Origin of the sequence: Legionella beliardensis (assembly GCF_900452395.1) — a bacterium.
Taxonomy (GTDB): Bacteria; Pseudomonadota; Gammaproteobacteria; order Legionellales; family Legionellaceae; genus Legionella_C; species Legionella_C beliardensis.
Map to the genome: position 1 here is coordinate 3,121,818 of NZ_UGNV01000001.1, position 15,653 is coordinate 3,137,470.

Here is a 15,653-nt window from a genome sequence, read left to right on the forward strand (position 1 = left end):
AACAGAGGAAGTAATCTCGTGAAAACTTTTCTAGCTTTGATTTGCTCACTTTTTATAAATAATTTAAGTGCGGCTACCACGCTTAAGCAAGCGCTTAGCGATTATTGTAATGAATCGGGTGGACAGGTAGAAACCATGCCTGCGCAATTTGGCACAAGTGCTGGCTTAGTAGAAGGCTTTAGCAAAAATTTCTGTACATTTAAAATAGATAACGGCTTCATTGCCGTTGGTTTAACTACCTTTGCTTCATCAAAACCTAATATTGCGGCTACCTTGATTAAGCAATTACCCCCTATTGCGCCTGATTCGCCGCTATTGAAAGGCAAATACAACAATCCTTCGCTTAATTTTTGTAAAAATTTAGGAGGCTCAAGTATTTCCTTTTTAGTCGCTAGCGGTGGTTTTAGTAACGCATTAGGTCAAACAGATATCTGTGTTTTTGGCGATGGCTCTATGGTCAGTGGTTGGTCATTACTTTATATTGCCAATGGTAGAACTGGGTATCATGTAGTAAGAGAGAAAATAAAAGCAGACCCACTAACCATTCAAATCCCAAACCAAAAATGATTAAAAGCTTAGCTAAAACGCTAAGCTTTTAAAAAGATTAACGCTCGTCACAAACGGTATAAAAGCCATGGCGATAAGGGTTACTGCGCGCTCTAAACACATAGTCACGGCAATATTGGCCGCGCTCATCTCTATAACGTTTATCCAGGCGAAAAGCAAAGTCATTAAAATTCATATCCTGTTGCCATTCCTGCTGCTGTCTTGCCCTATCCTCGGCATCCATTTTATTAAAATATTTACTAAGTTTACTGGCATAACTAATGGATACAAATAATGTCGCTAAAAAAGCCATTAGGAAAACAATTTTTTTAGTCATAGTAGCTCTAATTAATTCAACAAGAGCAATATTAAAACATAAAAAGACAGAACAGACAAATTAGGCTTCTTTAATGACTTAATTAAATAAGTAAATTTTTACCAAGATTTTAATAGTTTCTTAATATTCATTGCATACATTAATCACTAACTTAGTATGTAATGAATAAACATCATCAGGCACTTCTTAGCAAATCGCCACATTCTTACTAAGATTTCATCCAAAAACTTAGGAATTATTATGCAGATTAAATCAGAGGTTAATACAAACTATTCTACGTGGCGAGACGAATATATTACGAAATTAGAGGCCAATAGCACTGGTCGACATGGCTTTCAAAATGGTTTTTATGGAAAATTGCTTATTGAAACATTTGAGAAAAAACACCCCGAACTATTGCCTTTAATTAAAGTAAATGAACAATTTATAAAACTGATACAGAAGTACACTGATGAGCTACGACGGGCTTATGCTTACGAATGGGACAAAGCAAAATCAGAGGCAAGTGATAATAAACTCATATTAGATTTCACAAATGAATTACATACGCAGGGTTTTTTATCTAAGGAAATAAAAAAAGTAGCCCCACCTCTTACGCAAGAAAATAGGTCAACTGCCTTAGGTTTGTTCAAAAGCTTGCCCAATAAAATAGAGAACCACCTCAAACCACAGCTAAATTTTGCCGAAGCACATGAGAAAATGGATGAAGAACTTGCAGAATTAATTTTCTCTTTTAATAAAGATGAGATTGGCTTTACTTCTACTGAAGGAGCACATGTATCTTTAACCAGTTATGAGCCTTTTAAAAAGTGGTTTGATAGTTTGCCAATTAGAAAAAGCCAGCAACTCAATGCCACCTATCAAGCCTATAAAGTAAATAGCAATACCATTGCAATCAATCAAGGCCTAAACACACCTGGAATTCGAATCGTAAGAAACGGTGAAGGCTTTCAAGTTGTGAGCAATTTAACCGCTAATGCCACTCCTTCAAATACAGCTAAAGAAAAAAATCTAATAACGACCTTAGATGCATTAAAGTCAGCGCTGCAAACACTTTGCAAGCAAGTAAAAGAAGAAGTTAAAAACGACAAACAAAAGGAAAATTGCTTAATTCAATAAGCTGTTTGCTCTCTATTTCAAGGCCGTGCTGTAGCACGGCTTATCATTATATAGCAATAGGCGCTTTAATGCCTGGATGAGCTTGATAATTTATAAAGCTAAAATCTTCATATTTGTAATCAAACAAGGTCTCTGGCCTGCGATTAATGATTAATTGCGGTAAAGAAAAGGGCTCTCTTGTTAACTGCGTGCGCGCCTGCTCTAAATGATTTTTGTATAAATGACAATCACCTCCCGTCCAGATAAAATCACCTACCTCAAGATCACATTGCTGGGCAATCATATAGGTTAGTAGCGAATAGGAAGCTATATTAAATGGGACACCTAAAAAAACATCAGCAGAGCGTTGATATAATTGGCAGGATAGTTTTCCTTGCGCAACATAAAATTGAAAAAGCGCATGGCAAGGCATTAATGCCATCTTATCAAGTTCACCGACATTCCAAGCACTGACTAAAAGCCGCCTTGAGTCCGGGTTAGTTTTAATCTGCTTTAATACGTCAGTTAATTGGTCGATAGTGTGACCATCAGAAGCCAGCCAACTGCGCCATTGCTTGCCATAAATAGGCCCTAAATTACCCTGGCTATCAGCCCATTCATCCCAAATGGTAACGCCATTTTCATTTAAATAAGCAATATTAGTATCGCCACGTAAAAACCATAATAATTCATGAATAATACTACGTACATGCAGCTTTTTTGTAGTCACTAATGGAAAACCTGCCGCTAAATTAAAGCGCATCTGGTAACCAAATATTGATAATGTACCCGTGCCAGTCCTATCGGTCTTATCAACACCGAATTGTAAGATATGTTCTAAGAATGCTAAATATGTTTGCATCGTTTATTCCACCATAACCAAAAGCCCGCAGCAAGCATAGGAATGGATAATAGCTGTCCCATGGTTAGCCAATTAAAAGCAATAAACCCGATTTGCGCATCCGGTTCCCGAAAAAATTCAATAATTAAGCGACTACATGCATAACCAATTAAAAAAATCGCAGAAACACAGCCAGCAGGCCGCGGCTTTGCTGCATACCACCAAACTAAAATAAATAAGGCAATGCCTTCTAATCCAAATTCATATAATTGAGAAGGGTGACGCGGCAAGCCATCTGAGTGTGGAAATACCATGGCCCAAGGTGCATCGGTAACCCGTCCCCATAATTCACCATTGATAAAATTACCAAGCCTACCCGCAGCCAAGCCTAAGGGAACTAAGGGCGCTACAAAATCGCCAACTTCTAAAAATGGCTTTTTTATTTTACGCGCATATAATGTCAATGCGATAGCAACACCTAGTAATCCGCCATGAAAAGACATCCCACCTTCCCATAATTTAAAAAACATGAGGGGATTACTGATAAATTGCTGCGTGTTATAAAAGAGCATATAACCTAATCGGCCACCTAAAATCACACCTAAGGCGGCATAAAAAATAAGATCGCTAATCTGCTCACTTGTCCAATTTAATTTGTAATGCTTGGCACGCCACTGCGCTAATCCCCAAGCAATAGTAATTCCAACTAAATACATCAAGCCATACCAGTGTACTTTCAATGGCCCGATAGAAAATGCAACTGGGTCAATGGCAGGATAAGTTAACATGTTCTTGCCTCAATTTATTTATAAATAATGCCGTCATTTAACTATTTATAAACACTCAAATTATAATAATAAATGAAGACTCGTTATAAGCAAAACAATAATAAAAATATATTCTAATTGTTTTTGTGATAATACATAAGTCAGTTTAACCCCCCAAGAAACACCGATAACACTGGGAATGGCAATCGCTAACACTGCTGGCCAGTAAATATAACCAGTCGTATAAGCAGGTAAGTTAGCTTGGTAAAGGCCCGTTATCATAAACATGATTGTCCCAACCACTGCGACTGTCATAATACATAATGCTGAAACAGGTAGAATCTTTTTCATTTCTAGGCCACAAGAAGCTAAGTAAGGCACAATAAATATACCGCCGCCTATCCCTAATAAACCAGAACTCAACCCAATCAAAAAACTAATGACTTTATTTAACAAGGGCGAAGGATTAAACTGGCCAACCTTAAAATTAAACATCATTCTAGCAGCTAGAATCAGCAGAAAAACAGCCAATATCCTTTGCAACCACAGGGCGGGTAAGTAATTAGCTAATAAAACACCAAAGAAGGTTCCTAAAAAAATGCCAACCGCTAAACGGCGATAAACAGACCATAAAATATGGCCTTGTCGGTAATGAGCGCGAACCGCTGCCTGCGAGGTCAACATGATAATGGCTAATGATGTTCCTGAAGCCAGGTGAATAGCAAGGGGTGCCGGTAAATTCACCACATGTTGAAAAATAATCAATAAAGCAGGAACAATAATAACACCCCCGCCAATGCCTACCATGCCAGACATTAATCCAGCTATAACACCAGCAAGGCTATAGAGAATACCATTCGTGACCAACGCAAGCGATATCATATTCGCCCAGCTCTAATTAAACCACCTAAGCCTTCATCTTCAAGTGCTTTTTGCAAATAGAGTCTTATTTCAACCGCATGCTCTAATTCCAAGACATCAGCAAGTACTTTACGCGCCTTAGCTAAAGATACATTACGAATAACCCATTTCACGCGTGGTAAACTGGTTGAGTTCATACTTAAAGTGTCATAACCCATGGCAATTAATAAAACAACAGCCAGTGGATCACTTGCCATTTCACCACAAATACTCACTTCAATGCCTGCTGAATGACCGCCTTCCACAATTTTTATTAACGAGCGTAACATGGCTGGGTGAAAAGCATCATATAAATTAGCGACGCGCGAATTATTTCTATCAACAGCTAATAAATATTGTGTTAAATCATTGCTGCCTACGGACAGAAAATCAACGCGCTTTGCCAAGTCGCGCGCTAAATAAACAGCAGCAGGGACCTCAATCATCACGCCAAGCTTAGGTTTTTCAATCTGGCAGCCTTCTTCTAATAATTCCTGAAAGGCTTGTTCAATTAGCAAAGAGGCTTCTTCAACCTCACTTAAGCTGGTAATCATGGGTAACATGATACGTAAATTATTTAAATCTTCGCTTGCCCGCATCATGGCCCGAACTTGAATTAGAAAGACATCAGGATGATCAAGTGTTACGCGAATACCACGCCATCCTAGATAGGGATTATCTTCTTGTACCGGAAAATAGGGCAAAATTTTATCACCGCCAATATCTAATGTACGCATAGTGACTAGGCGGGGAGCAAACGCTTTTAAGATCTGGCGATAAATAATGTGCTGCTCATCTTCAGAAGGGAAACGATCCCTGCTCATAAAGGGAACTTCTGAACGATAAAGGCCGACTCCTTCTGCACCAACGCTCATAGATAGGCCCGCATCCATAGCAAGCCCCGTATTGACCTGCAATGATACTTTATAGTTATCCAGTGTTTCTGCAGGCTTATCGCGTAAAACCTCAAGGCTTTGGTTTAATTCCAGTTCCTCGCGGGCAAGCTTCTTAAATTCCGCAAGTAACGTCCGAGAAGGTGATACATAAACATGACCCAGAAAGCCATCTACGATCACCGCTCGATTAACTAAAGACTCTAATTTAAGGCCACGCACACCCATAATTGTAGGCACACCTAACGCGCGAGCTAAAATAGCGACATGCGAATTATTAGAGCCTTTGGCAGAGATAATACCAACTAATTGACCTTCAGGAACTTCTGCTAAAGCAGACGCGGTGATTTCTTCACCAATTAATACGGTGCGCCGCGGATAGGTAATTTCTACGCGCTGTGAAAGTTGTAATTCAGCAAGCACACGTCGGCCTAAATCACGGAAATCACTGGCGCGTTCCTGCAGGTAGTCATCTTCCATATTTTCAAATTGCTGAACATGCCTGCGAATCACCACGGATAATGCAGCTTGGGCACTTAATTGCTCAGCCTGAATAACAGCGATGACTTCAGCGCCTAGGCTTTCTTTATCTAAAATACGTATGTAAACATCAAATAAAGCTTGTTCATCTTCAGCAACGGTTGCTTTCATCCGTCTGCTTAAGCGTTGCATGTCTTCGCGGGCAGACTGTAGCGCTTTTAAAAAAATATCTATTTCTGATTCAATATCCTCAGCAACATGACGTGGCACCGAATCAATATCAGCTGGCGCATAAATAACAACAGCGCGCCCAATACCGACACCCGGCACACAACCAATCCCATTTAACGCAATAGGTGATGAGGGTGGGGCTTTTTTCGTACCGATTGGTTTCGGCTGCGTCAGCTGATTTAATTCACCAGTTGCTTCTGCATGCGCAATAATGCCACCTAATTGAGCAGCCAGCGTGATTAAGAAGGCTTCCTCAGCATCATCAAAATAACGTTGTTCGACTTGCTGAACAGTAATAACACCATATAATTTACGATGTTGAATAATAGGCACACCTAAAAATGCATTTAGGTGCTCTTCACCTAAAATAGGGTTTTTATGAAAATCAGGGTGCAAGGGCGCATTAATAATGTTAATCGGTTCTTCACGCCGGCCAATTAAGCCTATGATACCGCTATCTAAACCTACTCTAACTTTTGATTCCGCATATTTATTTAAGCCCTCAGTAGCAATTAGAACATATTCAGCATGTTTATTGTCTATAAGATACACAGAGACAGCGTCTGCTGCCAATGCCTTGTGCAAGCGCTGCACAAGAATAGATAAGGCTTCAGTTAAATGATTAGCGGTTGTAACGTCTTGTACAATTCGTTTTAAAATTTTTAACATTTATGAACTATGATTACCTCGCTTGCGACGCATACCAAAAGGTGTGCGCCGTTTTTTTAACAGGTGCTCTAATTCCTTCATGGCCTGAGCATAGACTTGCCTTTTAAAAAAAATAACCTGTTCCTGAGGTTCGTGATAATCAATCCAGCGCCAACTATCAAATTCTGGTGAGTCACTTAAATCAAGACGCACCTTCTGTTCACAAGCAGTTAACCTCAGTAAATACCATTTTTGTTTCTGACCAATGACTAACGGCTCACTACCATGCCGTAAATATTGCTTGGGCAAGCGATACTTTAACCACCGTTTAGTCACACCTATAATTTCTACATCGTCCTTATCTAAACCAATTTCCTCACGTAATTCACGATACATTGCCTCAAGTGGCGTCTCGCCTGCGATTAAACCGCCTTGCGGAAACTGCCAAGCATCGTGCCCATTACGTCTTCCCCAGAAAACTCGCCCAGAATCATTAACTAGGATAATGCCAACATTAAGCCTATAGCCGGCTCTGTCAATAACCATTTCATTTCTATTTACACTTAAGCCATTAATTCGTGATTTTTCCATAAAGTGCAAGACTTTGGCAATTATTCTCTTGTTTAATTTAAGCATAACGCAAAATATTGTTGGCTGTTAGAAATAATCGCGGTATTTTCAAACATGCTCTAACGATTAAATTTACAGTTTTGTAACAACTTATTGAACATATTTGTTTCAAACAAAATAATTCTTTGCTATGATGCCGAGGATTTTTTCAAATCATATGGAGAATAATAATGGCATTAATAAACAGAAGAACCATTCAAAACAATTGGAAACTTTGGGCAGCATTGGGCTTAACTGGCTTAGCTGCACTTGGTGTTGGCTTAACTTGTGCTTTTTTCCCACCTGCAATTCCAGCTATCGCTGGCATTAGCATTTTTGGCTTTAAAGCGTTTGCTGGTTTAACGACCATGTCGGTTGTTGCTGCATCTTTCTCAGGTGCGGGAATTGCTGCTGCTGCAACGCTTATTGGAGCTGGTCTTATTAATGGGTTAACTAAGGTTTCTAACCTGTTTGATAACTTATTTAAAACTAAGAAAACGCACGTTACTGATATGGCGCGTGAGTCTATCGTACCTACTTTTGATCCACGTGAAAGTAGTTCTACAAAACTTTATGGTCATACACATCTAAAACGTAATACGCACCGTCATGAATCTAAGCATGAGGCAGCAAATGATGAGGCACCTAGAGTTGAGGTAACTAGCGCTCAGGGCAGCACTGTATCTCCTTTAAGAATACCAGAGCAGCCAACAACAGCAGCAGTAACTACTAACTCTCAATATGTTGAGCCTGTTAGAGCAGTTAAAAAACACAATCTTACTACTACCACTCTCACAACTGATAAACCAGAAATTGAAGTTGTTGATGAAAATCAACGTGGGTTTGGCATGTAACTCTATTATCCAGTATATGTTGAGCTTGCCTCAACATATACTGTTTTTCCTCACTTCCCTTCTTTTAATTCTTACTACCCCCTAACAATTAGTAATTTAAGAACCTTAAGCAAGCATTTTGCTAATAAATACATTATAATTTGTCACTTTCTTAACTACTTAGGTTTAGACACAGATGACTCGCAAATTAGTGGTTACCAGCGCCCTGCCTTATGCTAATGGCCCCTTGCACTTAGGGCATTTAGTTGAGCATATCCAAACGGATGTGTGGGTTCGTACCCATAAAATGCTTGGCCATGCATGTATTAGTGTGTGCGGTGATGACGCCCATGGCACGCCTATTATGTTAAAAGCAGAGCAATTAGGCATAAGCCCTGAGGAATTAACCGCTCAAATGAAGCAAAGCCATGAACAAGATTTTCGTGATTTTGCTATTCATTATGATTACTACCACACCACGCATTCTGCTGAAAACCAAACACTTGCTAATCATATTTATCAACAATTAGAAGCTAATGGTGATATTGTTAAAAAGACCATACGACAAGCGTACGATCCCGTTAAAAATATGTTTTTACCCGATCGCTACGTTAAAGGTACTTGCCCTAAGTGTAAGACCCCTGACCAATATGGTGATAATTGTGAAGCATGTGGCGCAACTTATGCGACCACCGATTTAATTGATGCAATTTCTGCGATTTCTGGCGCCAAACCTATTGAAAAAGATTCTGAGCATTACTTTTTTGACTTACCTAAGTATGAGCAATTATTAAAAGAATGGACGAGCCAAGATCATTTGCAAGTGGAAGTCAGTAATAAGCTTGACGAATGGTTTGCAGCAGGTTTAAAACAATGGGATATTTCGCGTGATGCGCCCTACTTTGGGTTTCCTATCCCAGGGACGGTGGATAAGTTTTTTTATGTCTGGCTAGATGCACCCATCGGCTACATGGCAAGTTTTAAAAAATATTGTGATTTAAATCAATTATCCTTTGAGGAATATTGGGGTAAACAGTCAACGGCTGAGCTATATCATTTTGTAGGCAAAGACATTGTTTATTTTCATGCCCTATTTTGGCCTGCTATGCTCGCAGGCAGTAATTATCGCCTGCCAACTGCCATTTTCACCCATGGTTTTTTAACCGTAAATGGCCAGAAAATGTCTAAGTCACGCGGCACCTTTATTGAAGCACGAACTTACCTTAATCATCTGCATCCTGAGTACTTACGTTATTATTTTGCTGCCAAATTAAATGGCCGCGTTGATGATTTGGATTTAAATTTTGATGATTTTATTAATCGGATTAATGCGGATTTAGTGGGTAAAGTCGTTAATATCGCTAGCCGCTGTGCCGGCTTTATTAATAAACGTTTTGATAATCAGTTAGCAGAGACATTAAGTGAGCCTACGCTTTATCAAGACATTTTATCTGTGCGTGGCGACATTATTAGTGCTTACCTTAACCGCGACTATGCCAAAGCAATTCGGCAAATTATGGAATGCGCTGATCGCATTAACCAATACATTGATGCCAAAAAACCCTGGGTATTAGCAAAAAATTCTGAGCAACTGCCGGAAGTACAAGCCATTTGTACCATGGGCTTAAATTTATTTCGCATTTTAATGACTTATCTTAAGCCCGTACTGCCCTTAATGGCAGCACAAACTGAAGTATTTTTAAATTGTGAGCCCCTGACCTGGGCTAACTTAGATACCCCGTTAGTTAATCGAGCAATTAAACCTTTCACGCCACTGATGGTGCGGGTAGAGCGCGATAAAGTGACAGCATTACTTGCAGAAACTGCAGAAAATAAGGCAAATTTAACCATGACTAAACAACCAGAATCAGCTTCATTACTACCTGAAGCAGAACCCATTAGCATTGATGATTTTAGTAAAATAGATTTACGAGTTGCTAAAATTATTGCTGCTGAAGCAGTAGAAGGTGCTGATAAATTATTGCGTTTACAGCTCGATTTAGGTAGTAGTCAAAGACAAGTTTTTGCGGGTATAAAATCAGCCTATGCCCCAGAAAACCTTATTGGCCGTTTAACAATTGTTGTTGCAAATTTAGCACCACGAACCATGCGTTTTGGTGTATCCGAAGGAATGGTGTTAGCCGCAGGTGATGGTAAGGGAATTTTCTTATTACAGCCTGATACAGGCGCAATACCTGGTATGAAAGTAAAATGACCGTTTCGATAGACAAGCTTGACGCAGTACTACCTCAAACACAATGTGGTGAATGTGGTTTTTCTGGATGTATGCCCTATGCAGAAGCATTAATACAGGGTAGTGCGCCTATTAATTTGTGCCCACCAGGCGGTGAGCAAACGGTGATAGCGTTAGCTAATTTATTACAAATTGACGCAACACCTTACCTGGACGCAGCTAAAGCGAATAAGCGCGCGCCAAGTGTTGCTCAAATTCATGAAGCAGATTGCGTAGGCTGTACAAAATGCATTCAAGCCTGTCCCGTTGATGCAATTGCTGGAAGTGCAAAATTAATGCATGTTATATTAACAACCGAATGTACCGGCTGTGGCTTATGTGTTGAACCGTGCCCGGTAGATTGTATTGAAATGCAAGTTATCGATAAACCAACTTATGACCGCAATCTGGCTCGTGAGCGCTTTCAAGCTAAAAAAGTAAGAGAGCTACGTGAGCAACATGAACAACAACAGCATTATCGAGAAAAAAAACAATTGGCGCAAAGAACGCAATTAACACAAGAAATAGAAGCAAAACAGAATTATATTTTACAAGCCCTTAATCGCGTTAACGATAAAAAAAAGAATCATGGATAATTTAACTCGCCGCGAAATTTTTGAACGTTTTCAAGCGGCTAACCCAAATCCAACGACCGAATTACATTTTAACTCCTCCTTTGAGCTATTAATCGCTGTTATTTTATCTGCACAAGCAACTGACGTCAGTGTGAATAAAGCAACAGATAAGCTCTATCCTATTGCCAATACACCACAAACCTTATTGGAGTTAGGTGAGGAAAGATTACAAGAATATGTTAATAAAATTAATTTATATCGCGGCAAAGCTAGAAATATTATTAAAACCTGTCAAATGTTAATTGATAAGCACGCAGGCGAAGTACCTACTACCCGAGAAGAGTTAGAAGCATTACCAGGTGTTGGTCGTAAAACAGCAAATGTGGTTCTTAATACTGCTTTCAAACAACCAACGATGGCAGTCGACACTCATATTTTTCGCGTAGCCAATCGCACGGGCATTGCGCCTGGCAAGAATCCCTTGGAAGTTGAACTAAATTTACTAAAAGTCGTCGATGAAGAATTTATTCTCAATGCTCATCACTGGCTACTTTTGCATGGCCGATATGTTTGCGTAGCACGCAAGCCCCACTGTGGCGTTTGTTGCATTCGTGATTTATGTGAATACAAAGAAAAAACGCTATAAATTTATCGCTCGCCAAGACAAATCTCTTCATAGCAAAAGCCGCCCGTCATTGCGAATCTTTACGAAGTAAAGGTGAAGCAATCCAGATCGTTGCTACTTACAACACCTGACCTGGATTGCTTCGCTTTGCTCGCAAAGACGAGGTTTAAATATTTCTAAAGCTACAGAATTGAATAGAAAGTCACTCAAATTAAAATAATTAAATTTTATCAACAAAATGTCTAGAAATTAATGTGTTTTCCTCCTAGAATAAAAATTCCACTTAAGCAGGAGGCGTTATGAGTTGGTGGGAAACAATAAAAGGATGGGGCAGCGCTTTATGGCACAATCAAACAGTTACTCAAACTACACAGCATATTAGTAGCTTTACCTATAACACCATTTTAAAATCAGTTGAACTTGCACCCGCAACGGTTAAAACAGTTGCATCAGGAATCATGCACCCGCCTACTAGGCAAATAGCTTACCATATAGGCCGTATTTTCGTTGAAGACATCATTCCTTCAATAGCTGTTAATTATGTGTTTGACACGTTAAAGAAATACGCAGAAGATGAGCTAATAGACGAAGAAGCGAGCTGGATAAGTGCAAGCACTCTTTTACAAACTTCATTATTATTACTGCAAATGGGTGTATGGACTTATAACGTACGGAGAAATACACAAGCGACCGTACGCATGGCAATCGTAACCCTTGAAGCTGCAAAATCACTCAATTTAGTTAACACTGAGCTTCCTAAACAAGTTTGCATTGATGAAAAATGTGATTTATTACGCTATGTAAGAGGTAATTTTCGCGATCTCACCACCTTTTGGGCAACTGAAGCAGCCCTATCTTTAGTAGGGTATGTTCGTTATGGTAATACAATTGCCGCTGTTTTATCCGTATTTCATCGCGGGCGCTATGCCTTAACCATGGTTTTACCGGACTTATGTCAACGCCACCAAGTAGAGTACTTAAAAGAAAATGCTGAACTTCCTGTGGCACTGGGTATTCATCAGTTAGTATCAACATTTCTAGTAAGCTATGGCATTCAAGCATTGACTAGTTTACCTGCACAATACTTCGGTATTGAAACATTTACTGGTATACCAATACAGTATTATCAACCTTTTATAGCCCAAGCCATGCTCTTAACACAGATTAGTGTGGCAGCGCATGTACATTTACCACCACCTATTAACCAATCACAACGAAGAGTTATTGATCCGGTAGGTGCTTACCAAAGCTTGATTGGCTTTATTTTTGATATCATTGCATCTGGACTTAAAAAACAAATTCCAATTTTACTTAAGGGGCCTCCTAATAATATTCCTTGGAAAAAAATATATAATCTCGCTAGAGAGGTACAACAACATCCCTATACACAGAAGGTAGGAACGATTGTTTTACCACGTATGCTACACAGCCCAGAAGCATTTGTTGTTGACCCTGTCATTCAACCTTATTGGCGCTATTTACGTGAGCGCTCAATCATTGCTTTAAAAGCACTGGAAGATAGAAGCGAAAGCTTTTTAGTGCGTGCAGCCACTTATGACCCTAAAAAAGCCGCGAAACTGTTATGGTTATTATTTGGGATACCAAAATCCTTAGCGCGGGAAGCATTAACTTTGCTGGGTAATCAAGATTTTATACTTGATGTGGGTTCGATGCGCAGACGATTAGAAGCATTAGAAGTTAAGCAATCACTTAAAGAAGTAGACCCAACGCCTCTGGCTATAGAATTAAGACAGCCAGAACCTAAAGAATGTCCAGCACCATTATTGGCTTTAGAAGATAATGAAAAAAAGGTAGATGCTAAAGCAATTATTAAACCTTTAAGAAATCCTAATAACCCTAGTCCTGCAAAAAATATTATTATTACAGTACCAAGGCGTACTGTAATTAAACCTATTCAATATGAGCAGGCTAGCCAACTAAGCCCTAAACTTCCTGTAAAATCTGCGACCTTAACACGGAGGTTAGGTGTATTTAAGTCTGAAGAAAAGCCTCCTATGGAACAAGAACAAGCAAATTCTATGGATAGATTCGATATATCTTATTAATGGCTATATTGCTGCAATTTCTTTATTAGGCACAAATTAGTTAATCAAGCTACTAAATTGTGCCTATTTGCAGTTTGCGACTAAATAAAGGAAGCCAGCAGATAGATGCAACCGTTAAATTTGACATCAGATAAATTTGCCAAATAAATAATGAAAGTGGTATATTGCCGAGCAATTAAACTAGTTTAGATACTAGACTAGTTTAGCAACGCTTCGAATAAAATCTTTATATCCAATGATTAGTCTTTTATTTAAGTGTTTAAAGTAGAGCTTAATTAACTCTCCTAATTCAAGAAAATTTATCAAATGTAATTTGCAATAAAATGGCTTGTAACATGACTTTAATTGCTACTCCCCTTCCGCCTCGAAGTTATATGCCTCTTACGGTGGCAATGGTAATTTGCCTTATTCTTTTGATTAATGTTTCTTTCAAAATAATTGTCATTCAAGGATTATATTTTACAGCCAACAGCATACTGTGTTCTTTTGTTGCTGGATTATATCTTTTAGTTTTAAAAAATTGTAATTTGCAACAACAACGTCAAGTTTTAAATCAATCGCTACTCGCTTTATATTTATTTTCTATTGGCATCTACCTTTTGTTGAATTTACCTTCGACAGAAAATATGCGTAATACAATTGCTTATCAAATTGTTTGCGAAGAAATTCCACGTAAATTCTTTTCTTCAACAACTGCCTTTGGCCTTAGTTTTTATTTGCCCCACTTTTTCTTTTCTTCGCGCTACCCTAAAATTTTTAACTCACCGCATAAGTGTATGTTACTGGCATTATTAGGTGGCTTTTCTTTTTTTTCTATAGATTTTTTATTACTGTTTGCTGATCCATATACTAAGAATTTTGGTTTAATTTATATGGATTCATTACTTATCGATTCTAGTATTCTTTTACTTATAGGAATTAGTTATTTAATTTACTTATTACCTAGGCAAAATAAAGAGATTAAGTTTAAGAAAAAACCTGATTATTTTTTTAATCCTCAGTATCATTATTTAACGGGTTTTTCGGTCATTATTTTATTAATTTGCTTAGCCTGCGAATACCGTTTAGTGTCTTTTAGTGAGCATTGGATTATCGTCGCCAGTGGTATTTTTTTTCCTTTCACTATGCTCGTAAGTAATTTAGTAGGTGAATTATTTGGATATAAAGCTAATTTACGCTTAACAGGTGTTATGGTATTAGCTGAATTAACGTTTAATTTATTATTAATATCTACTATTTTATTGCCTTCTCCTGACTTTTTTAATTTAAATCCTTTCTACTCATTTATTATGCCAAGGCATATTCCAGCCGCCACATTGGCAATTCTAGTGGCCTTCAGTAGTAATGCCTTTTTACTTGAGAAATTTAAAAATAGTATGTATGGCACTAATCGCGCTGTGCGTATTTTTGCGGCTAATGTTCTAGCAAATACCCTGTTATGCATTATTAATTATACTATTTTATTTACGGGTATTTACCCTTATGAAGAGATTTTTAATTTATGCTTAGGCGGGTGGATTTATAAATTTATCATTACCGTAATCAGCCTTCCTTTAGTACTACGCTTATATAATAACTTACACAAAAAACAACCAAAACTTGCTGCAATTTAGTGTGTTTAGAAATTTTAAATAACTATATTTTATTGTCATCCCGCGCGGCACTGTTGCGCAGATCAACTAAGTGGCCGATATTATTAATTAAACGTTAAACCACCTAGTCAGCTTGGCCTTTTAAAACCGCCAGTTGTTTTAACCCATTTGCTCGTCTTTGCGAGCGCAGCGAAGCAATCCAGGTCGGATACTGTAAGTAGCACCGCTCTGGATTGCTTCACCTTTACAGTGTAAAGGTTCGCAATGACGGGGAGTTGTAGCAAGCTACAAGGCCACTTTAACCGCTTAGTTTATCCACGCAACATTGCCACACGGGAATAACAATATTTAATAGGTAGTGAGCCAATAAACTTATTGC

Annotated in this window: 14 protein-coding genes; 8 read left to right on the plus strand and 6 right to left on the minus strand. The window is 38.5% G+C overall.

The window, feature by feature from the left end; genetic code table 11:
* The first annotated feature begins 18 nt into the window (after positions 1-18).
* Positions 19-567 (plus strand): hypothetical protein, encoded by a 549-nt coding sequence (locus DYE47_RS13810; protein WP_115303922.1) that lies wholly within the window; start codon positions 19-21, stop codon positions 565-567.
* 37 nt (positions 568-604) lie between these two features.
* On the opposite strand, the gene DYE47_RS13815 is transcribed toward DYE47_RS13810, so the two are convergent.
* Entirely contained in the window at positions 605-883 is a 279-nt protein-coding gene (locus DYE47_RS13815) for a hypothetical protein (RefSeq protein ID WP_115303923.1), read from the minus strand.
* A 240-nt stretch (positions 884-1,123) separates the two neighbouring features.
* Here DYE47_RS13815 and DYE47_RS13820 point away from each other — a divergent pair, with 240 nt between their 5' ends.
* Positions 1,124-2,002, plus strand: a complete 879-nt coding sequence (locus tag DYE47_RS13820; protein ID WP_115303924.1) for a hypothetical protein — start codon at positions 1,124-1,126, stop codon at positions 2,000-2,002.
* A gap of 46 nt (positions 2,003-2,048) precedes the next feature.
* On the opposite strand, the gene thyA is transcribed toward DYE47_RS13820, so the two are convergent.
* The 5 genes from thyA to DYE47_RS13845 are packed head-to-tail and all read right to left on the minus strand — an operon-like array spanning position 2,049 to position 7,287.
* A complete protein-coding gene (gene thyA, locus DYE47_RS13825; RefSeq protein WP_115303925.1) occupies positions 2,049-2,843 on the minus strand; it encodes a thymidylate synthase in 795 nt (264 codons plus the stop codon).
* Positions 2,828-3,610, minus strand: coding sequence for a prolipoprotein diacylglyceryl transferase (lgt, locus tag DYE47_RS13830; protein ID WP_115303926.1), 783 nt, complete (start codon positions 3,608-3,610; stop codon positions 2,828-2,830). Before lgt ends, thyA begins: the two co-directional genes overlap by 16 nt.
* 60 nt (positions 3,611-3,670) lie before the next feature.
* The gene (locus DYE47_RS13835; protein ID WP_115303927.1) at positions 3,671-4,471 is read right to left on the minus strand and encodes a sulfite exporter TauE/SafE family protein; all 801 of its coding nucleotides are present in this window, start codon (positions 4,469-4,471) and stop codon (positions 3,671-3,673) included.
* Positions 4,468-6,762 (minus strand): phosphoenolpyruvate--protein phosphotransferase, encoded by a 2,295-nt coding sequence (gene ptsP, locus DYE47_RS13840; protein ID WP_115303928.1) that lies wholly within the window; start codon positions 6,760-6,762, stop codon positions 4,468-4,470. The genes DYE47_RS13835 and ptsP overlap by 4 nt, the downstream gene beginning before the upstream one ends.
* Entirely contained in the window at positions 6,763-7,287 is a 525-nt protein-coding gene (locus DYE47_RS13845) for an RNA pyrophosphohydrolase (protein WP_115304100.1), read from the minus strand.
* A 254-nt stretch (positions 7,288-7,541) separates the two neighbouring features.
* Here DYE47_RS13845 and DYE47_RS13850 point away from each other — a divergent pair, with 254 nt between their 5' ends.
* The 6 genes from DYE47_RS13850 (at position 7,542) to DYE47_RS13875 (ending at position 15,295) form a co-directional block, all read left to right on the plus strand.
* Positions 7,542-8,204: a US12 family protein gene (locus DYE47_RS13850; protein ID WP_115303929.1), complete on the plus strand. Its 663-nt coding sequence runs from the start codon at positions 7,542-7,544 to the stop codon at positions 8,202-8,204.
* A 175-nt stretch (positions 8,205-8,379) separates the two neighbouring features.
* Entirely contained in the window at positions 8,380-10,398 is a 2,019-nt protein-coding gene (metG, locus tag DYE47_RS13855; protein WP_115303930.1) for a methionine--tRNA ligase, read from the plus strand.
* On the plus strand, positions 10,395-11,012 hold the full coding sequence (locus tag DYE47_RS13860; protein ID WP_115303931.1) for an RnfABCDGE type electron transport complex subunit B: 618 nt from the start codon (positions 10,395-10,397) through the stop codon (positions 11,010-11,012). The genes metG and DYE47_RS13860 overlap by 4 nt, the downstream gene beginning before the upstream one ends.
* Positions 11,005-11,637 (plus strand): endonuclease III, encoded by a 633-nt coding sequence (gene nth / locus DYE47_RS13865; protein ID WP_115303932.1) that lies wholly within the window; start codon positions 11,005-11,007, stop codon positions 11,635-11,637. Before DYE47_RS13860 ends, nth begins: the two co-directional genes overlap by 8 nt.
* Before the next feature lie 278 nt (positions 11,638-11,915).
* The gene (locus tag DYE47_RS13870; RefSeq protein ID WP_115303933.1) at positions 11,916-13,682 is read left to right on the plus strand and encodes a hypothetical protein; all 1,767 of its coding nucleotides are present in this window, start codon (positions 11,916-11,918) and stop codon (positions 13,680-13,682) included.
* Between the two features lie 335 nt (positions 13,683-14,017).
* Positions 14,018-15,295 carry a VUT family protein gene (locus tag DYE47_RS13875; RefSeq protein WP_115303934.1) on the plus strand — a complete coding sequence of 426 codons (1,278 nt, stop codon included), beginning with the start codon at positions 14,018-14,020 and terminating at the stop codon, positions 15,293-15,295.
* Positions 15,296-15,653: the final 358 nt, after the last annotated feature.